The organism is Saccharopolyspora sp. CA-218241 (genome assembly GCF_050954615.1).
GTDB lineage: Bacteria > Actinomycetota > Actinomycetes > Mycobacteriales > Pseudonocardiaceae > Saccharopolyspora > Saccharopolyspora cebuensis.
On sequence record NZ_CP191860.1, the window covers coordinates 2,007,209 to 2,033,037 of the forward strand.

Annotated in this window: 26 protein-coding genes and 2 pseudogenes; 10 read left to right on the forward strand and 18 right to left on the reverse strand. The window is 73.4% G+C overall.

The annotated features are described in order from the left end of the window. Positions 1–6 precede the first annotated feature (6 nt). Complete coding sequence (locus ACQP0T_RS09785; RefSeq protein ID WP_433872357.1) at positions 7–828, forward strand: aldo/keto reductase; 822 nt, start codon at positions 7–9, stop codon at positions 826–828. Between the two features lie 8 nt (positions 829–836). Here the strand turns inward: ACQP0T_RS09785 and ACQP0T_RS09790 are convergent, their stop codons facing one another. From ACQP0T_RS09790 to ACQP0T_RS09800, 3 genes are all read right to left on the reverse strand, one after another. Continuing rightward, a complete protein-coding gene (locus ACQP0T_RS09790) occupies positions 837–2,915 on the reverse strand; it encodes a prolyl oligopeptidase family serine peptidase (RefSeq protein ID WP_433872359.1) in 2,079 nt (692 codons plus the stop codon). Positions 2,916–3,016: 101 nt separating this feature from the next. Next, complete coding sequence (locus ACQP0T_RS09795) at positions 3,017–4,324, reverse strand: MFS transporter (protein WP_345363102.1); 1,308 nt, start codon at positions 4,322–4,324, stop codon at positions 3,017–3,019. Between the two features lie 145 nt (positions 4,325–4,469). Continuing rightward, positions 4,470–5,258, reverse strand: a complete 789-nt coding sequence (locus tag ACQP0T_RS09800) for a DeoR/GlpR family DNA-binding transcription regulator (protein WP_433872360.1) — start codon at positions 5,256–5,258, stop codon at positions 4,470–4,472. A gap of 136 nt (positions 5,259–5,394) precedes the next feature. Here ACQP0T_RS09800 and ACQP0T_RS09805 point away from each other — a divergent pair, with 136 nt between their 5' ends. From ACQP0T_RS09805 to ACQP0T_RS09830, 6 genes are all read left to right on the forward strand, one after another. Then, a complete protein-coding gene (locus ACQP0T_RS09805; RefSeq protein ID WP_345363106.1) occupies positions 5,395–6,093 on the forward strand; it encodes an HAD family hydrolase in 699 nt (232 codons plus the stop codon). Between the two features lie 25 nt (positions 6,094–6,118). Further along, the gene (locus tag ACQP0T_RS09810; protein WP_433872362.1) at positions 6,119–7,177 is read left to right on the forward strand and encodes a 2-hydroxyacid dehydrogenase; all 1,059 of its coding nucleotides are present in this window, start codon (positions 6,119–6,121) and stop codon (positions 7,175–7,177) included. Then, positions 7,174–8,643: an FGGY family carbohydrate kinase gene (locus ACQP0T_RS09815; protein WP_433872363.1), complete on the forward strand. Its 1,470-nt coding sequence runs from the start codon at positions 7,174–7,176 to the stop codon at positions 8,641–8,643. The genes ACQP0T_RS09810 and ACQP0T_RS09815 overlap by 4 nt, the downstream gene beginning before the upstream one ends. Before the next feature lie 58 nt (positions 8,644–8,701). After that, positions 8,702–10,429, forward strand: a complete 1,728-nt coding sequence (locus ACQP0T_RS09820; RefSeq protein ID WP_433872364.1) for a dihydroxyacetone kinase family protein — start codon at positions 8,702–8,704, stop codon at positions 10,427–10,429. Between the two features lie 73 nt (positions 10,430–10,502). Then, positions 10,503–10,976, forward strand: a complete 474-nt coding sequence (locus tag ACQP0T_RS09825; protein WP_345363114.1) for a ribose-5-phosphate isomerase — start codon at positions 10,503–10,505, stop codon at positions 10,974–10,976. Positions 10,977–10,987: 11 nt separating this feature from the next. Continuing rightward, positions 10,988–11,659, forward strand: a complete 672-nt coding sequence (locus tag ACQP0T_RS09830; protein ID WP_433873655.1) for a class II aldolase/adducin family protein — start codon at positions 10,988–10,990, stop codon at positions 11,657–11,659. Between the two features lie 371 nt (positions 11,660–12,030). On the opposite strand, the gene ACQP0T_RS09835 is transcribed toward ACQP0T_RS09830, so the two are convergent. After that, positions 12,031–13,290 (reverse strand): hypothetical protein, encoded by a 1,260-nt coding sequence (locus ACQP0T_RS09835; protein ID WP_433872365.1) that lies wholly within the window; start codon positions 13,288–13,290, stop codon positions 12,031–12,033. A gap of 260 nt (positions 13,291–13,550) precedes the next feature. Between ACQP0T_RS09835 and ACQP0T_RS09840 the strand changes: the two genes are divergently transcribed. Then, positions 13,551–14,063 carry a hypothetical protein gene (locus tag ACQP0T_RS09840; RefSeq protein WP_433872366.1) on the forward strand — a complete coding sequence of 171 codons (513 nt, stop codon included), beginning with the start codon at positions 13,551–13,553 and terminating at the stop codon, positions 14,061–14,063. A 73-nt stretch (positions 14,064–14,136) separates the two neighbouring features. Here the strand turns inward: ACQP0T_RS09840 and ACQP0T_RS09845 are convergent, their stop codons facing one another. From ACQP0T_RS09845 to ACQP0T_RS09855, 3 genes are all read right to left on the reverse strand, one after another. Next, entirely contained in the window at positions 14,137–14,742 is a 606-nt protein-coding gene (locus ACQP0T_RS09845) for a TetR/AcrR family transcriptional regulator (RefSeq protein WP_433872368.1), read from the reverse strand. Beyond that, positions 14,729–15,412: a hypothetical protein gene (locus tag ACQP0T_RS09850; RefSeq protein ID WP_433872369.1), complete on the reverse strand. Its 684-nt coding sequence runs from the start codon at positions 15,410–15,412 to the stop codon at positions 14,729–14,731. Before ACQP0T_RS09850 ends, ACQP0T_RS09845 begins: the two co-directional genes overlap by 14 nt. A 77-nt stretch (positions 15,413–15,489) precedes the next feature. Further along, the gene (locus ACQP0T_RS09855) at positions 15,490–16,428 is read right to left on the reverse strand and encodes a GlxA family transcriptional regulator (protein WP_433872370.1); all 939 of its coding nucleotides are present in this window, start codon (positions 16,426–16,428) and stop codon (positions 15,490–15,492) included. Between the two features lie 176 nt (positions 16,429–16,604). On the opposite strand from ACQP0T_RS09855, the gene ACQP0T_RS09860 reads away from it, so the two are divergent. Both ACQP0T_RS09860 and ACQP0T_RS09865 read left to right on the forward strand, forming a co-directional pair. Further along, positions 16,605–17,063, forward strand: coding sequence for a DUF2269 family protein (locus ACQP0T_RS09860; protein ID WP_433872372.1), 459 nt, complete (start codon positions 16,605–16,607; stop codon positions 17,061–17,063). Positions 17,064–17,066: 3 nt separating this feature from the next. Then, the gene (locus ACQP0T_RS09865; RefSeq protein WP_433872373.1) at positions 17,067–17,333 is read left to right on the forward strand and encodes a DUF3817 domain-containing protein; all 267 of its coding nucleotides are present in this window, start codon (positions 17,067–17,069) and stop codon (positions 17,331–17,333) included. A gap of 34 nt (positions 17,334–17,367) precedes the next feature. Here the strand turns inward: ACQP0T_RS09865 and cutA are convergent, their stop codons facing one another. The 11 genes and pseudogenes from cutA to ACQP0T_RS09920 form a co-directional block, all read right to left on the reverse strand. After that, the gene (cutA, locus tag ACQP0T_RS09870) at positions 17,368–17,685 is read right to left on the reverse strand and encodes a divalent-cation tolerance protein CutA (RefSeq protein WP_433872374.1); all 318 of its coding nucleotides are present in this window, start codon (positions 17,683–17,685) and stop codon (positions 17,368–17,370) included. Positions 17,686–17,710: 25 nt separating this feature from the next. Further along, a complete protein-coding gene (locus ACQP0T_RS09875; protein WP_433872375.1) occupies positions 17,711–18,694 on the reverse strand; it encodes a CobW family GTP-binding protein in 984 nt (327 codons plus the stop codon). A 197-nt stretch (positions 18,695–18,891) separates the two neighbouring features. Further along, complete coding sequence (locus ACQP0T_RS09880; RefSeq protein WP_433872376.1) at positions 18,892–19,092, reverse strand: FAD-binding domain-containing protein; 201 nt, start codon at positions 19,090–19,092, stop codon at positions 18,892–18,894. Between the two features lie 203 nt (positions 19,093–19,295). Further along, positions 19,296–19,478 (reverse strand): annotated as a pseudogene (locus ACQP0T_RS09885) (deoxyribodipyrimidine photo-lyase); the annotation flags it as partial. 1 nt (position 19,479) lies between these two features. Continuing rightward, a pseudogene (locus ACQP0T_RS09890) lies at positions 19,480–19,572 on the reverse strand (deoxyribodipyrimidine photo-lyase); the annotation flags it as partial. Between the two features lie 102 nt (positions 19,573–19,674). Continuing rightward, complete coding sequence (locus ACQP0T_RS09895) at positions 19,675–21,426, reverse strand: DNA polymerase ligase N-terminal domain-containing protein (protein WP_433872377.1); 1,752 nt, start codon at positions 21,424–21,426, stop codon at positions 19,675–19,677. A gap of 28 nt (positions 21,427–21,454) precedes the next feature. Continuing rightward, positions 21,455–21,820, reverse strand: coding sequence for a hypothetical protein (locus tag ACQP0T_RS09900; RefSeq protein WP_345363143.1), 366 nt, complete (start codon positions 21,818–21,820; stop codon positions 21,455–21,457). Positions 21,821–21,885: 65 nt separating this feature from the next. After that, the gene (locus tag ACQP0T_RS09905) at positions 21,886–22,944 is read right to left on the reverse strand and encodes an AI-2E family transporter (RefSeq protein ID WP_433872379.1); all 1,059 of its coding nucleotides are present in this window, start codon (positions 22,942–22,944) and stop codon (positions 21,886–21,888) included. 51 nt (positions 22,945–22,995) lie between these two features. Continuing rightward, positions 22,996–23,799 carry a class I SAM-dependent methyltransferase gene (locus ACQP0T_RS09910; RefSeq protein ID WP_433872380.1) on the reverse strand — a complete coding sequence of 268 codons (804 nt, stop codon included), beginning with the start codon at positions 23,797–23,799 and terminating at the stop codon, positions 22,996–22,998. 48 nt (positions 23,800–23,847) lie between these two features. Beyond that, a complete protein-coding gene (locus ACQP0T_RS09915) occupies positions 23,848–24,132 on the reverse strand; it encodes a WhiB family transcriptional regulator (protein WP_345363149.1) in 285 nt (94 codons plus the stop codon). Between the two features lie 146 nt (positions 24,133–24,278). After that, on the reverse strand, positions 24,279–25,604 hold the full coding sequence (locus ACQP0T_RS09920; RefSeq protein WP_433872382.1) for a helix-turn-helix domain-containing protein: 1,326 nt from the start codon (positions 25,602–25,604) through the stop codon (positions 24,279–24,281). Positions 25,605–25,829 lie beyond the last annotated feature (225 nt).

The window sequence follows — 25,829 nt, forward strand, 5'->3', positions numbered from 1 at the left end:
ATCGCGATGCGCCTGCCGGACGGACGGATGTTGCCGGTGCTCGGCCAGGGCACCTGGGGGATGGGGGAGCGGCCGGACGCCCGCCGCGCCGAGGTCGACGCGCTGCGCCACGGCCTCGACCTCGGGCTCGGCCTGATCGACACCGCCGAGATGTACGGCGCGGGCGGGGCCGAGGAGGTCGTCGGGGAGGCCATCCGGGGCCGGCGCGACGAGGTGTTCCTGGTCGGCAAGGTGCTGCCGGGCAACGCGGGGCGGCGCGCGGCGGTCGAGGCGTGCGAGGCCAGCTTGCGCCGGCTCGGCACCGACCGCTTCGACGTGTACCTGCTGCACTGGCGCGGCCGGGTGCCGCTGGCGGAGACCCTGGAGGCGTTCGCCGAGCTGCGCGAGGCGGGCCGGATCGGCGCCTTCGGGGTGAGCAACTTCGACCCGGCGGACCTCGACGAGCTCGCCGGCCTCCCGCTCGGCCGGGAGGCGGTGACCGATCAGGTCCTCTACAACCTGACCCGGCGCGGCATCGAGCTGGACCTGCTGCCGCAGTGCCGGGAGCGCGGCATGCCGGTGATGGCGTACTCGCCGATCGAGCAGGGCCGGTTGCTGGACCGCCCGGAGCTGGTCGACGTCGCCCGGCGGCGCGGTGCGACACCCGCCCAGATCGCGTTGGCGTGGGTCCTGGCGCAGGACGTCTGCGCGATCCCGAAGGCGGCCACCACCGAGCACGTCGAGCAGAACCGGGCCGCGCTGGACGTGCGCCTGGACGACGACGACCTCGCCGCGCTGGACGCGGCCTTCCCACCCCCGGCGAACCCGGTCCCCCTGGAGATCCTCTGACCGCCGCCTCAGCCCAGGGCGCGGCGGAGGAAGTCGACCTCCATCAGCAGCAGGTTCTCGGTGGTGACCTCGTCGGTGGGGAAGTGGCTGACGCCGGGCAGCGGGAGCACGGTGTGCGGCCGGGCGGCGGCGGTGAGCGCGGCGGAGAGCCGCAGCGCGTGCGCCGGGACGACGTTGTCGTCGACGGTGCCGTGCACGACGAGCATCGGCCGGTCCAGCCGGGCGGCGTCGTCGAGCAGCGAATTCGCCCGGTAGGTCTCGGGCCGCTCGTTCGGGTCGCCGAGGTAGCGCTCCGTGTAGTGGGTGTCGTAGAGCCGCCAGTCCACCACCCCGGCGCCGACCACCGCGGCGTGGAAGACGTCCGGCCTGCGCAGCACGGCGAGCCCGGCGAGGTAGCCGCCGAAGGACCAGCCGCGGATCGCCACCCGGTCGAGGTCGACGAGCTCGGGGCGCCGTTCGGCCAGCGCGTGCAGCGCGTCGACCTGGTCCTGCAGCACCGGCCCCGCGAGGTCCTCGGCGATGGCCCGCTCCCACTCCGGACCGCGGCCGTTCATCCCGCGCCCGTCGGTGATCAGCACCGCGAAGCCCTGGTCGGCGAACCACTGCGAAGTCAGGTAGCCCTGTTGGCGGGACAGCACGCGCTGGGACTTCGGCCCGCCGTAGGGGTCCAGCAGCACCGGCAGCGGTCCGTCGCCGGGGCCGTGGTCGGCGGGCAACAGCAGGGCGCTGCTCAGCTCGCGGTCGCCGAGCCGCAGCAGCTCCGCGGTGAGCCGCAGCCCGTGGTCCTCGGCGTGGGAACCGAGTTCGGCGACGTGGACGCCGTCGCGGAAGACCCGGACCCGCGCGTGCGGCTCGTCGAGGGTGGTGCTGGTGACCACCAGGAGGCCGCCGCCGCGGGTGCCGCCGTGCACGCCGGCGGCGGTGGTCAGCGGCTCCGCGCCGGCGGCGGTGACCCGGTGCAGGTGGACCTCGGCCGGGTCGTCCCCGGAGGTGGAGACCAGGACGTCGTCCTCGCCGACGTCGAGGACCGACCGGACCTGCAGGGGTGCGGAGGTCCAGGGCCGGTCGCCGACGACGAGCCGGTAGCTGCCCGCCGCGGCCTCGACGCGCACCAGCTCGCCGCGCGGGGTCCAGGCCGGCACCCCGGTCTTGATGTCCACCCAGTGCGGGTCCTCGTCGCGGTGCAGCTCCTCGGTGGCGCCGGTCGCCGGGTCGATGGCCAGCACGAGCTGGGTGCGCTGGTCGCGGCTCTGCACCGCGATCAGCGGTCGGCCCCGGTCCGACCAGTGCGCGTTGACCAGGTACGGGAAGGCGCTGCGGTCCCAACGCACGTCGGTGCGCCCGCCGTCGAGCCCGAGCACGGCCAGCCCGACGTCGGCGTTCGGGGTGCCCGCGAAGGGGTAGCGCAGGACGGTCGGCTGCCGGGTGGGCTCGGCCGGGTCGCCGAGGTGCAGGTGCCCCACGGGGGACTCGTCGACCCGGGCGGCCAGCACCGCCGCCCCGTCCGGGCTCCACCAGTGGCCGCGGTGGCGCGACATCTCCTCGGCGGCGATGAACTCGGCGGCGCCCCAGGTCACGTCGGACCCGTCGGGCTCGGCGAGCGGCCGGTCGCCGGTGCCGTCCACGGCGATCACCCGCAGCGCTCCGGCGGCGAGGTAGGCGACCTGCCGCCCGTCGGCGTCGAGCCGGGGATCGGCGACCGGGCCCGGCACGGCCAGTTCGCGGGTGGTGCCGGTGCCGGTGGCGGTGACGAACAGCCGCCCGGCGAGCGCGAAGGTGATCAGGGCGCCGGTGCGGTCGGTGGCGTAGCCGGTGATGCCGCCCGCGCGTTCCCGGGCGCGTTCCCGGCGCGCCTGCTCCTCCGCCGACACCTGCTCCTGCTCCTGGAGGGTCGCGGGGTCGGCGAGCAGCCGCTCCGAGCCGGTGGCGACGTCCAGCGCCCACAGCGCGTTGCTGCGGTCGGTGCCGCTCGCCGACCGCAGGAAGAACACGGCGGAACCGTCACCTGCGGTGGTGAGGTCACGAGGCGCGCCCAGGGTGAATCCCTGCGTGCGGGCGCTTCGGCGGGGGAAGGACGCTGCGGGCATGTCCGGCAGCCTGCCAAACCGCGCGGCCCGGCGAGCAGGCAGGTGGGGCGCCGAACACGACGCCGCCCGCACCGGTCGGGTGCGGGCGGCGTCGGGGACCGTCAGCTCTTGGCAGCCGCCTGTTGCAGGGTGTCGCCGCGGGCGATCGCGGCCTCCGCGTCCTGGGGCAGCTTGAGCAGCATGGTCAGCCCGATGGCGACGACGTACAGCGCGGCGAAGATGAGCGTCACGCCGCCCGCGCCGACCAGCGGGAAGAACAGGCTCGCGATGGCCGGGCCGACGAAGGTCGCGCCGCCGGCGCCCAGGTTCAGCAGCGCCATCGCGCCGCCCTTGTTGGTCGGGGCCATCGACGGGATCAGCGCCGAGATCGGGACGAACCCGGCCAGCGTCGCACCGAAGAACATGCCCACCAGCACCGCGGCCCAGTAGTAGTCCGGGCCCAGCGCGGTCGGGATGAAGTACAGCAGCGTCACGCTGACCGCGCAGCCCAGCCCGCCGAAGGTGGCGATGGTGGTGCGCCACCCGATCCGGTCGCTGAGGGCGCCGAAGATCAGGTTGAACACGATGTTGGTGCCGTAGATGATCGCGAGGAGCTGCAACCACTTGCTCTCGCCGAAGCCGATGTCGTCGGAGAAGATCCGCGGCAGGAACACCAGCATCCCGAACTGCGGGGTGGTGTTGATGATGCGCACCAGGCAGCCGACCAGCACCCGCGGGTGGGTCCACATGATCGACACGCTGTTGCGCAGGCTCTCGCCGAGCGTCACGTCGGCCGGGATGAGCCGCTGGTAGCCGGTGCGCTCCTTGACGCCGAGCAGGGCGAACGCGCCACCGGCCAGGATCAGGACCATGGCCGACCACAGGGTGCCGTACTGGCCCAGGAACGGGATGGTGAAGCTCGACCACAGCGAGCCCAGGGTGGGCAGGCCACCGGTGAAGGCGAAGTAGAACCAGCCGACGGCCGCGCCGAGCCGTGGGGTGGGCGCCGTGGCGGTGATCCACACCAGGAAGCCGAAGGCGAACAGCGGGTAGCCGAATCCGCGCAGCCCGTAGAAGACCATCATCAGGACGTAGTTCTCGGTGCCCAGGGCGAACACCAGGTAGAGCACGTTGAACACGGCCCAGATGGCGAAGCCGAGGAACATCACCCGGCGCGGGCCCCACACGTCGGACAGGGCGCCGGAGAACCACGAGGCGATCATCACGGCGATGCCGTAGACGGTGATGACGTAGCCGGCGCGGACGTCGGTGCCCGCGCCGTGGTCGGCCATGTACGGCGCGATGAAGCCCGATTCGACCCCATCGCCGATCATGAACAGCAGAACGCCGATGTAGCCGTAGACCAGCGCTTTGGGCAGGCCCCATCGGTCGAGCAGGGATGTCGATCCCGCAGGAGTGGCTGTAGACACGCCAAACCTCCACGTTGAGGTGCTGGTGCAGGGGCGTGGTGCAACGGCCTCCGCCCTCGCTTACGTGCGCACCATCCTCATACGTCTAGATAAAAATCTCAACACCCATGTTAATAACGAGCGCATCGCTGTGATGGAGGGAACCTCACTCCACCGCCGCGAGCCGGACGTCGGTGTGCTCGCGCATGGCCTCGACGAGCTCGGCGTCCAGCTCGCCCGCCAGCAGCACGTGGTGGAAGGAGTCCACCGGGGCGAACTGGTGCAGCGCCGCGCGGCCGACCTTGCTGGCGTCCATCATCAGCACCCTGGTCGCCGCGGTGTCCATCATCGCCCGCTTGACCAGCACGATCTCCTGCTCCTGGTGGAAGGTCAGGCGGGCGTTCATCGCCGAGGTGGACAGGAACGCGATGTCCACCGAGAACGAGCGCACCATCTCCTGGCAGGGCAGCCCGAGGTAGGAGTCGTGGGTGCGGGAGTACTCCCCGCCCAGGCCGATCAGGCGGATGTCGGGGACCTCGCGCAGCGCGTCGACGACCTGCCGGTAGTTGGTCACCACGGTCAGCGGGCCCACGTCGGGCAGCAGCCGGGCCAGCGCCAGCGCCGTGGTGGAGTCGTCCAGCATCACCGACATGCCGGGGTGGATGAACCGGACCGCGTCCCGGGCCAGCGCGTCCTTCTCCGCGGTGTGGGTGTGCAGCCGGAAGTCCGAGCTGCTCTCGAACACCGTGGAGGGCTGGGCCGACACCCCGCCGTGGTACTTGCGCAGCAGGCCCCGGGTGGCCAGGTCGTCGAGGTCCCGGTGCACCGTCATCAGGCTGACCCCGGTCAGCGCGGAGAGCTCCGCCGCGCTGGCGAACCCCTGGGCGACCACGTGGTCGATGATCTTCTGCTGCCGCAGCAGGCGGGGCGATTGCTTCTTCGGTGCGGACGCCATGCGGTCAATCTTGCCTGCTCCGCGCCGCGGAGCGGGGCCCGGAGCGGCGGATCGGCGAACTATCACACCAACGGTGACAATTAACTATCCTCGTGTTAATTTGACGCTCAGACGTGATTCGCGGGAGGTAGTGAGCATGACCCAGCCCGAGGGGCCGACCGGCGTCCACCGCGCCGTGGTGTTCGACATGGACGGCGTTCTGGTCGAGAGCGAGCACCTGTGGGAACGGATGTGGGCCCGGTTCGCGGCCGACCACGGCACGACCTGGACGGGGGAGCAGACCCGGCAGGTCCAGGGCATGAGCGCTCCCGAGTGGGCCTCCTTCCTGGCCCGCTTCAGCGGTACCGGCAAGACCGCGGCCGAGACCGAGCGCGAGGTCGTCGACGGCATGATCGGCGCCCTCGACGGCGGTGAGATCGAACTGCTCGCCGGCGCCGAGCGGATGGTCGTCGAGGTCTCCGACCGGGCTTCGATCGCGCTGGCCTCCTCGGCGCCGCGTCGGCTCATCGACGCGGTGCTGGACCGCCACGGGCTCACCGAGCGGTTCACCGCGACCGTCTCCAGCGCCGAGGTCCCCAAGGGAAAGCCGAGCCCGGACGTGTACCTGGCGGCGGCTGGCAAGCTGGGGCAGGAGGCAGCGGCCTGCCTGGCCGTGGAGGACTCGAGCAACGGGTTGCGGGCCGCCGCGGCGGCCGGGATGACCGTGGTGGCCATCCCCAACTCCGACTACCCGCCCGCCGAGGACGCCCTCGCCGGTGCCGCCTACGTCGCCGCCGACCTCGACGACGTGCGCGAGCGGTTGCTGGGCGAGCTCGTCGAGCCGGTCGGCCGCTGACCCCACGACAGACAAAGGAGTCGTCATGACCAGTGTTCTCGCCGCGGGCGACCACTTCGTCGCACCGCAGGTGTTCGTCGACGCCCTGCGCCGCAGCGCGGGCGCGCACGACCTGGACTTCAGCACCCTGCGGCTGCCGTGGCCGGTGGAGCCGTTCGGCCCGGTCGGCAACGTCCAGGAGGCCAGCGGCACCGAGCAGCAGTTGCTCGACGCGCTCGGCGGGGCCGAGATCGTGGCCACCCAGATGGCGCCGTTCACCGCCGAGGTGCTCGCCGCCGCCCCCGACCTGAAGTTCGTCGGCGTCTGCCGGGGCGGCCCGGTCAACGTCGACCTCGAGGCCGCGACCGACCACGGCGTGATCGTCAGCTACGCCCCGGGGCGCAACGCCGCGGCCGCCGCCGAGTTCGCCGTCGGCCTGATCCTGGCCGCGCTGCGCCGCATCCCCGGCTCCGACGCCGAGCTCAAGGCGGGCAACTGGCGCGGCGACTACTACGCCTACGAGAACGCGGGCATCGAGCTGGAGGGCTCCACCGCCGGCCTCGTCGGCTACGGCGCGATCGGCCGGATCGTGGCCCGGGTGCTGTCCGCCTTCGGCGCGCACGTGCTGGTGTCCGACCCGTTCGCCGACCCCGAGGACGTCCGCCGCGACGGGGTCGAGCTCGTCGGCCTGGAGGACCTGCTGCGCCGCAGCTCGGTGGTCAGCCTGCACGCCCGGCTGACCGAGGACACCCACCACCTGCTCAACGCCGAGAACCTCAAGCTGCTGCCCGAGGGCGCCGCGCTGATCAACTCCGCGCGGGGCGGGCTGCTGGACTACGCGCCGCTGCCGGAGCTGCTCAAGTCCGGCAAGCTCGGCGCCCTGGCGGTGGACGTCTACGACATCGAGCCGCCGCCGCGGGACTGGCCGCTGTTCGACGCGCCGAACGTGATCACCACGCCGCACCTGGCCGGGGCCACCCGGCAGACCGCGCACCGCGCCGCCGACATCGTCGCGGGCGAAGTGGCCCGGTACCTGGACGGCCGGCGGCCCCGCTTCGTGGCCAACCCGGAGGTGCTGGACCGGATCGAGGGTCTGCGGCCATGATCATCGGAGTCGACGTCGGGACGTCGGTGACCAAGGCGTCGCTGCTGGACCGGGAAGGTTCGGCGATGGTCACCCACAGCGTGCGCAGCACGCTGCGCCGCGCCCCCGGTGGCCGGGTCGAGCAGGACCTCGACGAGGTCGTCGACTCGGTGGTGCGCGTGGTGCGGCAGGTCGTGACCGAGGCCGAGCGCGAGCGGCAGCCGATCGAGGCGCTGGCCATCACCGGCCAGGGCGACGGCCTCTGGCTGCGCGACGAGCAGGGCGACCAGGTCGGTCCCGCGCTGTCCTGGCTGGACGCGCGGGCCTCCGGGGTGATGGACCGCTGGGCGGAGACCGGGGTGCTGCGGCAGGTCTACCGGCTGACCGGCTCCGGGATGTTCTCCGGCTCGGCCGGTCCGCTGCTGGCCCACCTCGCCGAGCACGACCCCGACCGGTTGCGGCGAGCCGCCGTGGCCGGGTACTGCGTGGACGCGATCGTGCAGCGCTTCACCGGGGAGATCACGGTGGACGCCTCCGACGCCTCGCTGCCGTTCCTGGACGTCGCCGCCCGCGCGTACTCGGAGCGGGCGATCGCGGCGGCGGGCCTGTCCGGGTACCGGGAGCTGCTGGCCGATCCGGCGCCGCTGGGCAAGTTGTTCGCGCTCAGCGGGCGCGCCGCCAAGCAGCTCGGGCTGCCCAGCGGGCTGCCGGTCTCGGCCGGACCGTTCGACCTTCCCGCGTGCGCCTTCGGCGCGGGCATCCGGGAACCCGGCGACGGCACCCTGGTCATCGGCACCACGCTGGGCTGCCAGGTGCTGCGCGACGAGGTCGACTTCGACCCCGACGGCGAGGCCGCCGGGATGTGGCTGGCCACCCCGCAGCCGCAGCGCTACCTCAGCGTGATGCCCGCGATGGTCGGCACCGCCAACCTGGACTGGGTGCTGCGCACCGTCGGCGCGGGCATCGAGGAACTGGAACCGCTGCTGGGCGGCAGCCGACCGGGTGCGGGCGGGGTCTCGGCGCTGTCCTTCCTGTCCAACTCCGGCGAGCGCGCCCCGTTCGTCGAGCCCTACGCGCGGGGCCAGTTCACCGGGCTGTCGCTGGAGACCACCCCGGCCGACCTGGTGCGCGCCATGTGCGAGGCGGTGGCCTACGCCGCCCGGCACAACCTGGAGACCGCCGGGCTCACCGGTGAGGTCTCGGCGTGCGGCGGCGGTGCCCGGTCGGCTGCGTGGAGCCAGATCTTCGCCGACGTGCTCGGTCGTCCGCTGCACGTGCCGCACGAGGAGGGCGTCGGGGCGCGGGGCGCGGCCATGACCGCCTGGGACTCGCTGGGCGAACCCGTGGACCGGCAGCGCTGGGCGCAGGCCCGGCGGGTGGTGCAGCCGCACCCGAGCGCGGTCGAGTTCTACGAGCGGGGTTACCGCGAGTACCTGGACTCCATCGACCGCGCCCGCCCGCTGTGGCGGCAGCGCCCGACCGACTGAGGACCGCCCGTCCGGCAACCACCGAGGCCGCGATGAACCCTGTACGAGGAGCAGTGCGATGACGCGCTTGTACGACGACCCGGCGACGTTCACCGAGGACATGGTGGCCGGCTTCGTCGCCGCCCACCCCGACCACGTCCGGCAGGTCCCGGGCGGCGTGGTGCGGTCCCGCCGACCCCGGCGCGGCAAGGTCGCCGTGGTCACCGGCGGCGGTTCCGGGCACTACCCGGCGTTCTGCGGGGTGGTGGGACCGGGCTTCGCCGATGGCGCGGTCATCGGCAACATCTTCACCTCGCCGTCGGCGCAGGACGCCTACTCCGTCGCGCGGGCGGCCGACAACGGCGCCGGGGTGGTGTTCTCGTTCGGCAACTACCAGGGCGACAACATGCACTTCGGCCTCGCCGTGGAACGGCTGGAGCGGGAGGGCGTCCGGGCGCACAACGTGGTGGTCACCGACGACGTGGCCAGCGCGCCGCGCTCGGAGGCGAGCAAGCGGCGCGGCGTGGTCGGCGACTTCGTGGTGTTCAAGGTCGCCTCGGCCGCCGCCGAGGAGGGCTACGACTTCGACGAGGTGGTCCGGGTCGCCGAGCACGCCAACGACCGGACCCGGAGCCTGGGCGTGGCCTTCGACGGCTGCACCCTGCCCGGGCAGGACGAGCCGCTGTTCGAGGTGCCGGAGGGCCGGATGGGCCTCGGGCTGGGCATCCACGGTGAGCCGGGCGTCTCCGAGCGGGATCTGCCCTCGGCCTCGGAACTGGCGACGATCCTGGTGGACGGCGTGCTGGCGGAGGCCCCAACCGACGCCGGGCAGCGCCCGCGCGTCACCGCCATCCTCAACGGCCTCGGCGCCACCAAGTACGAGGAGCTGTACGTGGTGTGGCGCACCGCGTCCCGGCTGCTCGCCGAGGCCGGGGTGGAGGTCGTCGCCCCCGAGGTCGGGGAGCTGGTGACCAGCCTGGACATGGCCGGGTGCTCGCTCACCGTCACCTGGCTGGACCCGGAGCTGGAGCGGCTGTGGCAGGCCCCCGCCGATTCCCCGGCCTACCGCAAGGGCGACGTGGGCATCCCGGTCGCCGACGGGTCCGAACCGGCCTACGAACCGCCCGCGCCGGTCGAGCAGGAGGTCGTCGAGGCCCCGGCCGAGGGGAAGGCGACCGCCGCGCTCGTGGTGCGCGCGCTGGACGTGGTCGCCGAGCGGCTCCGCGACGCGGAGGACGAGCTCGGCCGGATGGACGCGATCGCGGGCGACGGCGATCACGGCCGAGGCATGACCAAGGGCAGTGCGGCGGCGGCGGAGGCGGCGACCGAGGAAGCCGCGCGGGGGGTCGGCCCGGCGGCCGTCCTGCTCGCGGCCGGGGATGCCTGGGCGAGCAAGGCCGGCGGTACCTCGGGTGCGCTGTGGGGCGCCGCGCTGCGCTCCTTCGGCGACCTGCTGCCTGCCGACCGCGCGGTGACGGCCGATGACGTGACCTCCGGCGCGGCGGCGGCGCTGGCCTCGGTGCAGCGGCTCGGCCGGGCCGAGCTCGGGGACAAGACGCTGGTGGACGCGCTGGTGCCGTTCGTCGATGCGCTGCGCGAGGCCGCCGGGTCGGGGTCGGGCGTGGCGCGGGCCTGGCAGCGGGCTGCCGAGGTCGCGACCGAGACCGCGGCGGGGACCGCCGAGCTGCGCCCCCGCACCGGCCGCGCCCGGCCGCTGGCCGAGCGCAGCGTCGGCACCCCCGACCCGGGGGCGACCTCGCTGGCGATGGCGCTGACCTGGATCGGCGGGGTGCTCGCCGAATCCTGAGCACTCGCCGCCGGTGGAGCCCGGCGGGCGAGCACGACGAGATCGCGGACAAGCATCGGAGGAGGAGGTCGAGATGACCGAGCAGGCGCCGTGGCGCATCGTGGTCGGCTGCGATGACGCGGGACTGCAGTACAAGGAGGCGCTGAAGGCGGACCTCGGCGCGGACGCGCGGGTCGCCGAGGTGACCGACGTCGGGGTCGGCAGCGACGAGCACACCGACTACCCGCACGTCGCGGTCGCCGCCGCCCGGCTGGTCGCCGAGGGCAAGGCCGACCGCGCGCTGCTGGTGTGCGGGACCGGGCTCGGCGTGGCGATCAGCGCCAACAAGGTGCCGGGCGTGCGCGCGGTGACCGCGCACGACGGCTACTCGGTGGAGCGGGCCGTGCTGAGCAACAACGCCCAGGTGCTCTGCTTCGGCCAGCGGGTGGTGGGCCTCGAACTGGCCCGCAAGCTGGCTTCCGAGTGGCTCGACCACCGGTTCGACGAGAACTCGTCGTCGGCGAAGAAGGTCGCGGCGATCGACGGCTACGAGCCGTCGGCGTGCTGAGCGGGTCGGCGATGGATCCGGAAGCCGACGCGGAAGCCGACGAGGTGCGCTGCGCGCGGGAACGCCGCGAGGTCATCGCCACCGCCCGCCGGATGACCGACGACCGGCTGGTCGTGGGCACCTCCGGCAACGTCTCGGTGCGCTGCGGCGACCTGGTGGCGGTGACGCCGTCCGGGGTCGACTACGAACTGCTGCGGTTGCGGGACGTCCCGCTGGTCGACCTCGACGGCGTGGTGGTGGACGGCGCGCTGAAGCCGACCTCCGAGCTGCCGATGCACCTGGTGGCCTACCGGGAGCACGACGCGGGCGCGGTGGTGCACACCCACTCGCTGCACGCCACCGCCCTGTCGCTGCTGCGCGACGACGTGCCCGCGGTGCACTACCAGCTCGCCGACTACGGCGGGAGCGTCGCGGTGGCCGAGTACGCCACCTTCGGCAGCGACGAGCTGGCGAGGTCGGTGTCGGCCGCGCTGGCCGGGCGCACCGGCTGCATCCTGCGCAACCACGGGACCGTGACCACCGGCGACACGCTGGGCAAGGCCTACAACCGGGCCCGGCAGCTGGAGTGGTTGTGCGAGCTGTGGCTGACCGCCTCGCGGGTCGGCGAGCCGCGGCTGCTCGACGACGCCGAGCTGGCCCGCTGCGTGGACCTGTTCAGCGGCTACGGCCAGACCCCGCGCTGACCCCACGCCCCCGATCGCGTGCTCTTCGTCGAGGTGAGGGGCACCCTCGTCCGAGCATCTGGGACGAGGATGCCCCTCCTCGCGGAGGCTTGGCGCTGACCTGGGGAAAAACTGGTCACGGGTGGTGTGACCGGCGGTTTGGGCGTACGCAGTCCAGACGTAGCCGACCTGTGGTCAGTACGTGGTGCGACGGTTTCGGACCCACGTTCGCCCCAGGTTGTGATTGGCCCGTGCCCCACGGGACGACAGGGCGGGAGGACGTTGTCTGCCCCAGTGCCCGGCCCGGTCGTCGGCATGGCTCCCGCTACGAACCGGGCAGCTGAGACTACGGCGGGTGCGGTGGGTGGTGATGCCCCCGAGCGGATTGCAAGCTACGAGATGCGACGTGCGATGTGGTCGAGTGCGTCGCTCAGGGTGGACGGCAACGACAGTGGCCGGTCCCGGATCGCCACGGTCCGGTGAAGGATGCCTTCCGTCCGTGCTGATGCGATCTCGCCGACCATCGGGGCCACGTCGACGGCGACCTGTTCGGCATCGAACCACGATCCGGCGCGCAGGTATGCCCGGAGCAGGTTCGCTCGATGGATGTAGAGCGCCCACCGGAAGTGTTCGCGCCCTGTGGAACGTTCGACGGCGGTTGCCAGGCGGGGAAGCGCCTTGGCGTGGTTGCCGAGGCTGGCGTGCACCATGCCTTCGTGTCCGGCGAGTTCGCGTTCGTCGAACCACCAGGACCATACGGGGTCGCGGCCGGTGGTGCCGCCGGTGAATGCGGAGCGGGCGCGATCGAAGACCCGCAGGGCTCCGGTCTCGTCGCCGAGTGAGGCCAGGGCTCGGGCGGCGCGCACGTCGAACAGTGCCCGGACCCGTCCCGGTAGGTCGGCGCGGTCGCTCATGCGGGTCGAGATCCGCAGCGCTTCGCGGTCGCGGCCGACGTGCACGCTGGCGAGTGCTTGATTCGTGAGAATGAACCACTGCATTGAGGCGTCGCCCGCGACGTGGGCGAGTTCGAGCGCTTCAGCGTTGACCGCTCGTGCCTCGTCGTGCCGTTCAGCGTCGAACAGCAGCCATCCGGAGAGTTCGCCAAGCTCGGCGGTGACGGCTTCGAGGTCTCGTTCGATGGTCGGGAGGTAGTGGCCTTCGGCGAGGATGCGTTGCGCCCGCCGGAAGCACCGCAGCGCGATCGAGGCGACTTCGGCGCCCCCGTGCACGCCATCGAGGGCGACTAGGTGGGAGATCGTCCGGCGCATTTCGTCGAGGTAGTCACTCGCTGCTGGTGCGTCCGGATCGGCCATCGGGGGGGATCCGGTCTCGGCGAGTTCGGCCGACTCTGGAGCTATCAGAACCTTCGCGGCCGGCGGGGTGATTGCGGCGAACCCGAGTTCGGCGTCGTCGGCAGCGCCCAGCACGGCCCGGAATCCGGCGCGGTAGTCGCGTCCGGGGCAGCGCACCGCGCCGCGTTCCAGGCGGGCGATGTAGTGCACGTCCAGCGCTCCGGCCCTGCGGGCGTGCTGCGCGACCCAGGTGTTGACGGCTTCGGCGAGCTCGGCACGGGACAGCGCATCGCCTGGTACCCGTGGCGAGGGGGTCGCCTCGCGGGCGGCGCGGAGTCGGTCGTTGCGGGCGCGGGCCATGCTGGTGATGCTGCCAGGTGCCCCTGCCTGCCCCAACCTGCCCAACCCGAATGCCCTAGGTGTGGCGCGTTCTAGGGGGCGATGTTCCAGGCATGAATGACGCGCTGGCGATGTTGCTCGGGCTGCTGGTCTGGTCGGTGATCTTCCTTCCCCTCTTCATCGCGTGGTGGCTGCCAGGGCATCGGAAGAAGCGAGCGCTCAAGGCGGCCGCACCTACACCGGCAGGAACGGCTGCGCCGCCGCGCTCAGGGGCGTGCCGCATGATCGGGCAGCGTTCCGGGCCGGTGATCCTGGCGCGGCTCCGGGCGGAGTACGCACCGCCCGGGCACCCGCCGGAGGTGCACGCCTACCGGGTACCTGACGGCGAAGATGTCTGGCGGGCTCCGTGTGGGGCGCGGATCAAGCCGGACGCTGCCGAGGTCGTGCAGGCGTTCACCGGGGCGCCGTGCGCCCAGTGCGCGATGATCGCCGCGCTGTCCAGCGACGCCCCGCCGGTCTCCCGCGCCGAGCTCGATGCACCGTCGGTGCGGGAGCTCGACGAGTCGCAGCCGGAGGAGATCGTCGGCGCTTCCGCGCCGGGCGAGCTCTACGCGCTGTCTTGGCGCGAGCGGGAGGTTCACCGCGTCGCGCCCGACGCCGCCCGCACCCGAATCGACGGTCGTCCGCTCGTGATCGGGCAGTGCGGCGGGCTCGGTTGGGGGCCACGGACGATCGTCCCCGGTGAGTGGCCGATGTGCGCTGAGTGCGAGCAGATCGCTGGGGCGCGGACGTGAGGTTCGCCCGTCCCACCACGTCCGTGCAGGTCACGACCGACCCCAGCGCGAGCCCGCTCGAAGTGCCCCCCACTCACCGCCCTTCCGGGTGACCGAGCAGCCGGGCGATGACTCGCTTGGCCTGGGCGATCTCGGTCGTGCGGTCCCGGTCCGGTTCGGGGTAGCCGCGGGTGTGGAACGCGTCGGTGGTGGTGAGCACCCAGCGCGCGGCGTCCGGCGGGGGCACCACCGGATCCGCCCGGCCGTCCGCCACCAGCCGCTCGACCAGCGCGGTGATGCCGCGCAGCATCCGCCGGTCGCCTTCGGCCACCAGCGCCGCGCACTCCGGGTCGCGGTGCGCCTGGGCGAAGATCTCCACCAGCAACCCGGCCAGCACCGGGTGCGCGGCGTCGGCGGCGAGCTGGTCGACCACCCGCATCAGCCCCGCCCACGGATCCGGATCGGCGGCGGTGGCGGCGAAGAGCTCGTCCCACTCGTCGCGGTCGATCTCGAACAGCGCGTAGAAGATCGCCAGCTTCGACGGGAAGTAGTGGAAGAGGTTGCCGGTGCTGACCCCGGCGGCCCGGCAGATCTCGGCCGTGGTGGTCTTGGCCAGGCCCTTGGTCGCGAACAGCTCGACCGCTGCGCCCACGATCTGCTGCCTGCGCTGCCGGTGCAGCTCCGGATCAGCGGTGCGCATCGTCGCGTTCGTCCTCCCCACCCGCTCGCCGGTTCCGCCGCCGGAATTCCCGCACCGCCACGGCGGCGGCGAGCAGCACCGGGCCCCAGTACTTCGCGGTGCCGAGCACCGCGAGCAGCCATCCGGGCGGGTGGAACTCGATCTCCGGCCACGGGATGTCCGGCCACGGGATCGACGGCAGATCGATGTCCGGCCAGGGTATGCGAGGCAGTTCGATCGGGGGCAACCGGTCGAGGACCCACTCGACGATCCGCCGGAGCACGAGCTGCCCGAGCAGCGCGACGCCGAGCACGCCCAGCAGCACCTTGGCCACCGCGCCGACCACGTGCCGCGACGCGTACAGCGCGGGGTGCGCCCGCTGGAACGCCAGCAGCCGGGCGGCGGGCGTTCCGGCGGGCGGCTCGAACGGGACCTGCTCGGCGGCCCGGTCGTCGGCTTCCGGCACCCGCAGGTGCGCGCCGACGACGAGACCGGGCAGCGGGCTGAGCACCCGCACGGCGGTAGTCGGATCGTCCTCGTCGAGCGGGATCCGCAGCGGCCCGAGTCCGGTGGCCGAGCCCACCCGCTCCGCGTCGCGGAACAGCTCCACCTCGGTCCGCGCGCCGGTGCGCCGCACCGCCAGCTCGAAGTGCGTCCCATCCCGTTCCAGCACATGCCCCGCGGCCCTCATGGCACCTATCGTAAACCGAGCGCTCGGTCTATGAATGCGATCCGTCGAAATCGAGCCGCCCCGTTCCAGGTGAGGGCTCAGGCGAAGGAGCGGCGGTAGGCCTGGGGGCTGACGCCGGTGGTGCGCTTGAACCGGTCCCGGAAGGCGGTGGGAGAACCGAAACCGACCTGCGCGGCGATGCGCTCGACGGTGTGCCCGGTCGTCTCCAGCAGGTGCTGCGCCTGCCGGATCCGGGCGCGGTGCAGCCATTGCAGCGGCGTGCTCCCGGTCTGCTCGCGGAAGCGGCGCATCAGGGTGCGCGGGCTGGTGTGCGCCCGGGCGGCGATGTCGGCCAGCGTGAGCTCCCGCGCGAGGTTGTCCTGGAGCCAGGCGCACAGCGGCTCCAGCTCGGAGCCGCGCGGGGTCGGTGGCAGCGGACGCACGATGAACTGCGCCTGGCCGCCCTCGCGCTCCAGCGGCATCACGGACAGCCGGGCGGCGTCGGCGGCGACCGCGGAACCGTAGTCGCGGCGGATCAGGTGCAGGCAGAGGTCGAGCCCGGCGGCGGCGCCCGCGGAGGTGAGGACCTGCCCGTTGTCCACGTACAGCACGTCCGCATCGACCTCGACGTCCGGGAAGGACTCGGCGAGCAGCCCGGCGGCGGACCAGTGCGTCGTCGCGCGGAGGCCGTCGAGCAGTCCGGTGGCGGCCAGCGGGAACGTGCCGGAGCAGATCGAGGCGATCCGGGTGCCTGCCGCGGCCGCCGACGTGAGCGCCTCGACGACCGCGCGCGGCGGCGGCGCGGTGGGGGAGGCGGTGCCGGGCACGACGATGGTGTCCGCGTCCACCAGCCCGTCCAGCCCCCGGGGCGCCCGCAGGGTGAACGCCCCGGCGTCGACCTCGGGCCGCTCGGCGCAGATCCGCACCTGGTAGCCCGGGCGGCCGTCGGGCAGCCGGGTGCGGGTGAAGACCTCGATCGGCGTCGAGAGGTCGAAGGGGATCACCTGGTCGAGGGCGAGGACGGCGACGACGTGCATGGCCGGAACCTACCCGTCCGCTGCTCCGGCGTCACCGGGCCTCCGGGCGGTGACCTGCGCGAACCGGTGTTGGCGGGATCCCGTTGCGGATCGGCGGGAATGCCACTGGGGCGACGGTCGCGCTCCGCTTAGCGTCGGTGCCGGTCCCACCGCCCGACTACCAGGAACCCCCCGCCATGCCGAAGCTCCTGCTGTCCCTGCACGTTCTCGCCGCCATCCTCGCGATCGGCCCGGTCGCGGTCGCCGCCAGCATGTTCCCCGCGGTGCTGCGCCGCGCGCACGCCGACCGCGCCGCCCTGCCCGCGCTGCGCACCGTGCACCGGATCTGCCGCGTGTACGCCCTGGTCGGCCTCGCCGTCCTGGTCCTCGGGTTCGCCACCGCGAGCAGCCTCGGGGTGCTCGGCGACCCGTGGCTGATCGCTTCGGTGGTGCTCACCGGGATCGCCGCGGTCGTGCTGGGGCTGCTGGTCCTGCCCCGGCAGGACGCGGCCCTGGCGGCGGCCGAGGCGCCCGGCGCGGTGCTGGAACGGCGCACCACCGCGCGGCTGGCCATGCTCACCGGAGTCTTCAACCTGCTGTGGGCGGTGGTCACCGTGCTGATGATCGTCCGCCCCGGTTCCACCACGGGGGTGTGATCGGTGCGCGTGCTGCGCTGGGCCGCCCGGGCCGAACTCGTCACGCTGGCGCTGATGCTGGCCAACCTCGCCACCGCGCACCTCCCGCAGGTGTCCGCCCTGCTCGGGCCCGCGCACGGCTGCGCCTACCTGGTCGTCGTCCTCGGGACGTGGCGGTGGCCCGACGCGGGGTCGAGGGCCCTCGCGCTGCTGCCCGCGGTCGGCGGCCTGCTCGCGCTGCGGCGGCTCGACCGGTGCCCGGCGCCGACCGGGCCGCCGAGCGGGTGCTGAGCGACGCCGCGACCGGCCGGGGAAGTGCGCGTCGTCAGACCCGGGTCGCGTCGTCCAGCCAGCGCAGGTAGGCGTCGCCGCCCCCGGTGATCGGCGTGGCGATGATCTCCGGCACGTCGTAGCCGTGGTGCTCCTGGATGTGCGCCACCAGCGCGTCCAGCCGCCCGGCGGGCGTCTTGACCTGGAGCTGCCACTCGGGGTCGTCCTGCACGGCGCCGTCCCACCGGTAGAAGCTGCGGATCGGCACGACCTGCACGCAGGCGCCGGTCCGGGACTCCACGATCCCGCGGGCCAGCGCCGCGGCGGCTTCCTCGGAGTCGGTCGTGGTCACGACCTGCACGTAATCACCCATGCGCCCAGGCTATCGGCCGCCGGCGTCAGCGGAGGTAGCGCAGGACGTCGAGCATGGCGTGCTCGTCGGTGTCGTCCGGGACGCCCCGGCACGCGGCGAGGTCGGCGTGCAACCGGTCGGTGTCGATGCCCGCGCCGATCAGCACCAGGTGGGTGCCCGGGGTCGCCGGTCGGCGCGTCGCCGCGAAGCGCACGAAGTTGCCGACCGTGTGCACCGAGAACGCGCGCGGGTCCGCCGGTCCGAAGTGGACGAACCCCTTCATCCGGTAGACGCCGGCGGGCCGCTCGTCCAGGAAGCGCATGAAGCGGCGCGGGTGCAGCGGTTCGCCGGTGCTGAACTCGACGCTCTGGTAGGCCGCGTGCGGGTGGTCGTCCTCGTCGTCGGCGAGCAGTTCGTCGAACGAGAGCTGTTGGGCCACCGGAGCCGCGCGGGCGTCGACCAGCAGCTCCGGGTCGACCCGCCCGTGGCTGGTCGGCAGCACCGGGGTGCCCCCGGCGAGCTCGCGCACCAGGCGCAGCACGCCGTCGAGGTCGGCGGCCCGGTCGGCCTTGTTCAGCAGCACCAGGTCGGCGAACCGCAGGTGCCCGTCGAGCTCGGGGTGGTCGCGGCGGGTGGTCGCGAACTCGGCGGCGTCGACGACCTCGACCAGACCGCCGTAGCTGATCCGCTCGTCGGTGCTGTTGAGCAGCATCTTGATCAGCGTCCGGGGATCGGCCAGCCCGCTGGACTCGACGACCACCACGTCGATGGGCCGCCGCGTCAGCCGCCCCAGCATCTCGTCGAGCCCCTCCGGGTCGACGGCGCAGCACAGGCATCCGTTGCTCAACGACACCGCGGCGTCGACCTGCCCGGCCACGCTCATCGCGTCGATGCCGATCTTGCCGAAGTCGTTGACCACCACGCCGATCCGCGCGCCCCGCGGGTGGCGCAGCAGGTGGTTGAGCAGAGTCGTCTTGCCCGCGCCCAGGAATCCCGCGACGACGAGCACCGGCACCTTCTTCCGGGACACCGCGCGATCGCCTCCCCGCCCTCGACCTCGGCTCCGGCGGCGAGTCTAGGGCCGCGCCGACCGCGGGCGGCGCGGTCCCCCGGGGCGCTCGCCGACGCCTCGGTGGCCGCGGCGGGTCGCATGCGTGGCCTCGCGGCGCCGTGCTGTTCGACCAGCCGCGCGTTCCCGGAGCACCGCGCGCACCTGGTCGGCGAGCGTCATGCCTTGCCCCGGGCGCGGCGGAACCGCTTGGTGGCCTCGGCGAGGTCGACCAGCGGCGGCGGGTAGCCGAGGCGGTCGAGCTCGTCCTCGCCGAGCCGGTGCGGGTCGTGCACCCGCGCGGCGGGCACCTCGGCGAGTTCCGGCACGTAGCGGCGCACGTAGTCGCCGCGCGGGTCGTAGCGCTGGGCCTGCCGCACCGGGTTGAGCACCCGGTTGGGCCGGGTGTCGGTGCGGTCCCGACTTGGTCGGGAAGCTGGCGGTGATCAGCCGCGCCCGGTTGTGCATCCAGCCCTCGGCGGCGGGCGGTGGCCACGTTGCCGTGGACGTGCAGCAGCCCGCCGGGCAGCGCGGCGCGCAGCGCCTCCTCGCGGGCGTAGGAGTGCGCGCTGACGTCGGCGGCGACGTGCACGGCGTCGGCGCCGACCTCCTCGGCCAGCCGCGCCACCTCGGTCGCCGGGTCGCCGTCGCGCACCACCAGAGCACCGCCCAGCTCGCGCAGCCGGTCCCGCAGGTCGGTCAGGCAGTCGTGCAGGAAGCGCGCGGTTCGGGCGGTGGAAGGGGCCGTCGAGGACGGCCCGGTCATGCACGAACAGCGGCACCACCGCCTCCGCCCGCGCCGCCGCGTGCAGCACGGGGTTGTCGTGCACCCGCAGTTTCCTGGTGAACAGCGCGATCACCGTGCTCAATCGGACCGCCTCCCAAGGCCGGTGTCGGATCGGACCTGGTGCCGGATCGGGCCGGTGTCGAGCCGCATGGTTCCTCGCCGCGGCGCGGACCGCTCACGGCGGCGGGAGCCGCTGCTGCGCGTCGAGCAGGCTGGCGAAGGGATCGCCGACCTCCCGCACCCGGTCGAGGACGTCCCGCACCGTCCAGCGGTCCGGTGCCAGGTCCGGATCGTCGAGCTCGTCCCACTCCAGCGGGACCGACACCGGGGCGCCGGGGGCCGGCCGGGCGCTGTAGGGCGCGACCAGGGTCTTGTTGATCACGTTCTGGGTGTAGTCGAGCCGGGCCAGGCCACGCCGATCGCCCTTGCGCCACGCCCAGCTCACCAGCTCCGGGACCACGTTGCCGACCGCCCGCGACACCGATTCCACCCACGCCCGCGTCTCGGCGTAGGTGTAGCGCGGCTCCACCGGCACCCAGATCTGGATGCCGCGCTGCCCGGTCACCTTCGGCTTGCCGACGACGCCGAGGTGGTCCAGCGCGGTGCGGTGCAGCCGCGCCAGCACCAGCACGTCCTCGAAGGTGGTCCGGGAGCCGGGGTCGATGTCGAACAGCGCCCAGGTCGGGTGGTCGACGTCGTCGGCGCGGGAAGACCACGGGTGCAGCTCCAGCGCCGCCCAGTTCGCCAGCCAGGCCAGCGCCGCGACGCTGTCCGGGACGATGTAGTCCTGGGTCTCGTCGGCGTCGGCGGCGGGGTAGTGCCAGCGCCGCAACCATTCCGGGGCGTGCTCGGGGTACTCCTTGTGCCAGAACCCGGATTCATCCACGCCCTGCGGGAAGCGGTGGCTGTTGAGCGGGCGGTCCACCAGGTACGGCAGCATCACCGGGGCGATCAGCGCGTGATAGCGGATGAGGTCGCGCTTGGTCACCGGCGGAGCTCCGTCCCGGCCGGGGAACAGCTCCTTGTCCAGGTTGGTCAGCACGAGGTCGCGGCCGTCGACGTGCCAGCGGCCCTTGCCGCCGAGCTCGTCCAGCTCGCGGAGCTGCGCCGCCGTCGGCGGCTTCCAGCGCCGCCCCCGGCCGCTCTCCTTCGACGAGCCGCCGCCCTTCCCGCCGCGTCCGCCGGAGCGGTCCCGGGTCCCGGTGCGCCGCTTCCCGGAGGCGGTCGTCGACTGCCGCGCCGCGCCGCCGGAGCCGCCGCCCCCGGTCGTGCTGCCTTTGCCGCCGCCCTTCCCGCCGCCGCGGCGCACCGGGGTCTCCGCGGACTCGGCGGGCCGGTCGGTCCGCCACATCGCCTCGGGGTCGGCGGCCACCTCGTCGTTGGTCCGCCCGGTCTTCACCGATTGCGGGTGCTCCTCGGGGTTCCACCCGGTCGCGGCGTCGTCGTCCTTCTTGTGCAGCAGCAGCCACTGCTTCGGATCGCGGTTCCCGCCGGGGCGGACCAGCACGAACCGGCCGCTGAGCTTCTCGCCGTGCAGGTCGAAGTGCAGGTTCCCGTCGTCGAGCGCGCGCGCCGGGTCGGCGCCGTCCACGGGTTGCCAGGTGCCCCGGTCCCAGACGATGACGTCGCCGCCGCCGTACTCGCCCTCGGGGATGACGCCTTCGAAGTCGACGTACTCGATCGGGTGATCTTCGACGTGCACCGCCATCCGGCGGGCCTTCGGGTCCAGCGTCGGCCCCTTGGGCACCGCCCAGCTCACCAGCACGCCGTCGAGTTCCAGCCGCAGGTCGTAGTGCAGCCTGCTGGCGCGGTGCCGCTGCACCACGAAGCGGTGACCCGACGCCCGGGACGCCTCCTTCCCGGACGGCTCGGCGGTGCGGTCGAAGTCGCGCTTGCGCCGGTATTCGGTCAGCCGTTCGCTTCCCATCCCCGCCGGGTACCCGAGGCGCCGGTGCTCATTCCCGGTCGGCTTGGAGGTCGTCGTGCATGCCCGCCGCCGCGGTCCAGTAGTGCCTGGCGTCGACGAGGGCGTTGGCCAGCACCTCCTGCAAGGCGGTGAGGTGGGACAGGGCCGCGCGCAGCTTGTCGGCGGGGTGGTTCTGGGTGGCCTGCTCGCGCAGGCGCTGCTCGTCGTAGTCGGCGACCTGACCGGCCAGGACGGTGGCCAGCTCACCCGCCGCCGCGAGGGTGGAGACGATCGCCGATCCGTAGGCCGAGAGCTGGTCGGGAGTCGGTTCGGCCTGCCGGGCCTGCTCGGCGGCGGCCAGTTCCAGGGCGTCCCGAGCCCGGTAGAGCGCTTCGATCGGGTTGACTCTCGTCATGCCGCGATCCTTCACCGGCGAACCGGTGCCCGCTGTCGCCCGGAAGACTGAAAAGCCTGTCGTGATCACCGTTTTCGGCGCAATGCCCGCACGATCGTGTTCCCGGTGGCGACCACCGGCACGGCCAGCACCGCGCCGCCGACGCCGCCGATGGTGAATCCCGCCGTCACGCTGAGCACCACCGCCAGCGGGTGCAGCCGCACCGCGTGCCCGAGCAGCAGCGGTTGCAGGACGTGCCCTTCGAGCTGCATCACGCCGACCACCACCGCCAGCATGATCAGCGCGGGTACGATCCCGTTCGCCGCCAGCGCCACCAGCACGGCCAGCCCGCCGGTGACCACCGCACCGATGTAGGGCACGAACGCGCCGAGGAACACCGTGATCGCGATGACGAACGGGAACGGCACGCCGAGCACCAGAGCCCCGATGCCGATGCCCGCGCCGTCGATGAAGGCCACCGCCGCGGTCGCCCGCACGTAGGCCACCAGGGTGCTGAACCCCGCGCAGCCCGCGCGGTGCACCCGCCACCGCGCCCGCCGGGGCACCAGCACGCAGACCAGGAACCGCCAGATCCGGGAGCCGTCGCGGAGCAGGAAGAACAGCGTGAACAGGGCCAGCAGCGCTCCGGCGAGCAGCCGCAGCACCGCGTCCGCCGTGGTCACCGCGGTCGCCGTCACCCCGCCGCCGAGGTGCAGCGCCTGCGGGAGCCCGCTGAACACCCGGTCGAGCTGCTGCTGGCTGAGGTTCAGCGGACCGTCCAGCAGCCAGCGGTGCAGGTGCTCCAGGCTGGACAGGAGCTGGCCGCGCAGCCCGGCGAAGCCGCGCACCAGGGTGCGGACCACGACGGTGAGCACCCCGCCGATCAGCGCCAGCCCGCCGAGCAGCACCAGGACGACCGCGAGCGTCCGGTGGACCCCGCGGTCGTCCAGCCAGTTCACCGCGGGCGAGAGCAGCGCGTTGAACAGCACCGCCACCGCGACGACGAGCAGTTCCTGGGAGATCGCCGAGCCCGCGCGCCACAGCACGACGAACACGCCGACGAGCAGCAGCAGCCGCCAGCTCCAGGCCGCCGCGATGCGCACTCCCTCGGGGATCGCCGCGCGCGCCCCGTCGAGTTCGTCCATTCTCGCTGGGATGACCGCCGGCGCTGATCCCCAAACGCCGGGCCGCGCCCCTCAGAACCGGTAGCGCAGCACGCGGGCGGTGCGCGCGGCGGCCGGGAAGTGCGTCGCGGCGCGGGCCAGGTGGCGCGGCACCGGCGGGAGCCGTGCCACCTCCGGTTCGTGCACCAGGGGACGTTCCTCGACCCAGCGCATCCGGGGGTTCCAGCGCTCCAGTGCGCGCGGGTCCTCGATCCCCGCGGGGCGGCGGGCCACGCCGCGGATCGACGGGCTCGGCCAGGCGCCCAGCGGTGGCCACCGGGAGTCGTCGACGAGGAGTTCGCCGGTGCCGAAGCGGTCGGTCAGCGCGAGCAGGAGCACGGCGATCTCCTGCTCGGTCAGGAAGGGCAGCAGGCCGTCGGCGACGGCCACCACCGGGCGTCCGGTCGGGATCGGCTCCGCCCACCCGGGTTCCGCCAGGGAAGCGCCGACCGCGCGGCTCCCGGTGCGGGCGGGCAGCGTCCGCTCCCGCAGCCGCGCCACCGCGGGGAGGTCCACGTCGTACCAGTCGACGCCGTCGGGCGGGTCGATCCGCTGCGCGCGGGCGTCGAACCCGGCACCCAGGTCGAGCACCACGGCGTCGGGGTGCTCGACCGCGAACCCGCGCACCGCGTCGTCGAGCATCGAGGTGCGCAGCGCGATCTCCGCGACGGCGGCCGAGGTCATCCGCCAGTGCTCCGGGGCGGACCCCAGCGCACCGAGCACCTGTTCGGCCATCGCGTCACCGAGCACCGGGCTGACGTGCCGGGCGTCCCAGGCCCGCGCGGACAGCGTCAGCAGCGCGGTCCGCTCGACCGGGGTGAGTTCGTCGTCGGGCACCGCGGCGCCTCCTGCTGCTCGTGCCGTGCGGGGTTGGGCGTGCGCCGATCAGGCCGCTCGGTCACCCGCGAGCATGTCGCGGCGTTCGAGCTCGCCGAGCCCGCCCCAGACCCCGAAGGGCTCGCGCGCGTTCAGCGCGTGCGCCCGGCACTGCTGCATCACCGGGCACTCGAAGCAGACCTCCTTGGCTCGCCGCTCCCGGTTGTGCCGAGCGGACCCGCGCTCGTTGTCCGGGTGGAAGAACCGGCTGGTCTCCTCGTGCCTGCACGCGGCGTCGAGCTGCCACTGGTACGAGTCGACCACCGGCCTGGGCAGGCGGGCCGTCTTGTTCATCGTCATCACCTCCGCGGGAACGGGAATCCGATCTGTGCGTCCCACGACCGGGTTACCCAGAGATCGGTGCGCGAATCGTCGGACTCGAACACCGCCGCGATGGTGGTCGGCACGGCGGCCACCCCGTGCTCCCGCGGGAGCGCCGTTCAGGCGGAGCGCAGCGCGCGGGTGAGCCGGGAGCGCAGTTCCGGGGCGCCGGGGACCTCGCGCCGGGCCCGCAGCGCCTTGCGGAGTTCGGCGAGGTCGTCCCGCGCGCGCTGGGACTTCAGCGGTGCCTCGGCGGCCAGGGCCTGCTCGCCGTAGTCGACCCCCCGGTCCGCGTCACCGACCGAGAGCTCCAGGATCGCCAGCTTGCCGAGCGAGAACGCCCGGGCGCGGGCCTGGGCCTGGGAATAGGTGTCCACCGATCGGCGCAACCGGTCTCGGGCGTCGTCGACGTGCTCGCCGTCCAGCGCCACGTCCAGCAGGGCGTGCCCGGTGTCCCCCGCGAGGTCGGCGGAGTTGAAGTAGGTGATCCACGGCGGGTCGTCGCCTACCCGGCGGTCGCCGAAGGAGTCCTCCGCCCCCATCACCGCCCGGTAGCAGTCCTCCCCGCGGCCGACTTTCGCCAGGGCCCGCGCGTGCACCGTGGCGAGCATCGAGCGCACCGTCGGCGTCTGCCGGTCCTGCCGCACCTGGGCCAGCTCGATCAGGCTCAGGCCGTCGTCCGGCCGGTTCACGTAGATCGCCTGGCGCGCCATGTCGGAGAGCACGTTGGCGCGCAACCCCCAGTCGTCGGCCTGCTCGGCGCAGCCCAGCGCGAGCCGGAAGTAGGAGCGCGCGGTGTCGTGGTGCCCCGCGTCGAACGCGCCCCAGCCCGCGATGTCGACGAGGAACCCGACGGAGCGGTAGAGCTGGTTGCGCACCTTCTCGGTGGCCTGGGCGCCGAGCAGCGAGGTGGCCCACCGGACCTGCCCGGCCAGCGCGTCCTTGCAGACGCCGCCGCCGTAGAGGTCCTGCCACTCGCCGAACAGCTCGATCGCGTGGTCGACCTGCTCCACCTCGGTGGCTCCGACCCGCGCGGGCGTGTCGCCGCTGCCGGCGCGGCCCACCGCCTCGGCCACCGGGTCACCGACCGCCATCCCGGCCGCGGTGGCCGCCAGCGCCCGGAGGAATGCTTGCCGCTTCACGTCGTCGCTCCCTTGGGCCGCCTCTGCTGGATCACCGACGACCGTAGCCGCCTTGCTCCGCGTGGAGTAGAAGCCGAGATCGCGGTCTTCGGACGCGCCCAACACGGTGCGCAGCGCCCGCCGGTAGTCCTTGCCCGGCCAGTGGTGCACCCCGCGCTCGAGCTTGCTGACGTAGTCGGCGTCCATCGCGCCCGGCTTGCCGGTGTCGCGTTCGACCTGCGCGTTCGCCAAACCGGCCAGGGACTCCTGCGTCAACATGGCCGCCGTCCGGGCGGCCACGAGTCTGCCGTTGGTCGCGGGCATCACGACTGCCTCTCGGTGCTCGGTCGTGTTCGAAGGGTAGTTCGCGAGCGCGCGGCCGGAGTGATCTCCGGGCAAGTCTCCGAGTAGATCTCCGAGTTCGCCACCGCCTCCGACGCCGATCTCGCGGCCTGGTGAACCGGCGACCGGAACGCTGTTCCCGCTTCGCCGGGCAGGCGCGAGGCTGGATCGGCGGGCCGGTGGTCCCCCGATGCCATCGGCCCGCGC

Excerpts from the sequence above, each read along its gene's own strand:
- ACQP0T_RS09785 (WP_433872357.1), top strand. The coding sequence starts at position 7 with ATGCGCCTGCCGGACGGACGGATGTTGCCGGTGCTCGGCCAGGGCACC.
- ACQP0T_RS09790 (WP_433872359.1), bottom strand. The coding sequence starts at position 2,915 with ATGCCCGCAGCGTCCTTCCCCCGCCGAAGCGCCCGCACGCAGGGATTC.
- ACQP0T_RS09800 (WP_433872360.1), bottom strand. The coding sequence starts at position 5,258 with ATGGCGTCCGCACCGAAGAAGCAATCGCCCCGCCTGCTGCGGCAGCAG.
- ACQP0T_RS09805 (WP_345363106.1), top strand. The coding sequence starts at position 5,395 with ATGACCCAGCCCGAGGGGCCGACCGGCGTCCACCGCGCCGTGGTGTTC.
- ACQP0T_RS09810 (WP_433872362.1), top strand. The coding sequence starts at position 6,119 with ATGACCAGTGTTCTCGCCGCGGGCGACCACTTCGTCGCACCGCAGGTG.
- ACQP0T_RS09815 (WP_433872363.1), top strand. The coding sequence starts at position 7,174 with ATGATCATCGGAGTCGACGTCGGGACGTCGGTGACCAAGGCGTCGCTG.
- ACQP0T_RS09820 (WP_433872364.1), top strand. The coding sequence starts at position 8,702 with ATGACGCGCTTGTACGACGACCCGGCGACGTTCACCGAGGACATGGTG.
- ACQP0T_RS09825 (WP_345363114.1), top strand. The coding sequence starts at position 10,503 with ATGACCGAGCAGGCGCCGTGGCGCATCGTGGTCGGCTGCGATGACGCG.
- ACQP0T_RS09830 (WP_433873655.1), top strand. The coding sequence starts at position 10,988 with ATGGATCCGGAAGCCGACGCGGAAGCCGACGAGGTGCGCTGCGCGCGG.
- ACQP0T_RS09835 (WP_433872365.1), bottom strand. The coding sequence starts at position 13,290 with ATGGCCCGCGCCCGCAACGACCGACTCCGCGCCGCCCGCGAGGCGACC.
- ACQP0T_RS09840 (WP_433872366.1), top strand. The coding sequence starts at position 13,551 with ATGATCGGGCAGCGTTCCGGGCCGGTGATCCTGGCGCGGCTCCGGGCG.
- ACQP0T_RS09845 (WP_433872368.1), bottom strand. The coding sequence starts at position 14,742 with ATGCGCACCGCTGATCCGGAGCTGCACCGGCAGCGCAGGCAGCAGATC.
- ACQP0T_RS09850 (WP_433872369.1), bottom strand. The coding sequence starts at position 15,412 with ATGAGGGCCGCGGGGCATGTGCTGGAACGGGATGGGACGCACTTCGAG.
- ACQP0T_RS09855 (WP_433872370.1), bottom strand. The coding sequence starts at position 16,428 with ATGCACGTCGTCGCCGTCCTCGCCCTCGACCAGGTGATCCCCTTCGAC.
- ACQP0T_RS09860 (WP_433872372.1), top strand. The coding sequence starts at position 16,605 with ATGCCGAAGCTCCTGCTGTCCCTGCACGTTCTCGCCGCCATCCTCGCG.
- cutA (WP_433872374.1), bottom strand. The coding sequence starts at position 17,685 with ATGGGTGATTACGTGCAGGTCGTGACCACGACCGACTCCGAGGAAGCC.
- ACQP0T_RS09895 (WP_433872377.1), bottom strand. The coding sequence starts at position 21,426 with ATGGGAAGCGAACGGCTGACCGAATACCGGCGCAAGCGCGACTTCGAC.
- ACQP0T_RS09900 (WP_345363143.1), bottom strand. The coding sequence starts at position 21,820 with ATGACGAGAGTCAACCCGATCGAAGCGCTCTACCGGGCTCGGGACGCC.
- ACQP0T_RS09905 (WP_433872379.1), bottom strand. The coding sequence starts at position 22,944 with ATGGACGAACTCGACGGGGCGCGCGCGGCGATCCCCGAGGGAGTGCGC.
- ACQP0T_RS09915 (WP_345363149.1), bottom strand. The coding sequence starts at position 24,132 with ATGAACAAGACGGCCCGCCTGCCCAGGCCGGTGGTCGACTCGTACCAG.
- ACQP0T_RS09920 (WP_433872382.1), bottom strand. The coding sequence starts at position 25,604 with ATGCCCGCGACCAACGGCAGACTCGTGGCCGCCCGGACGGCGGCCATG.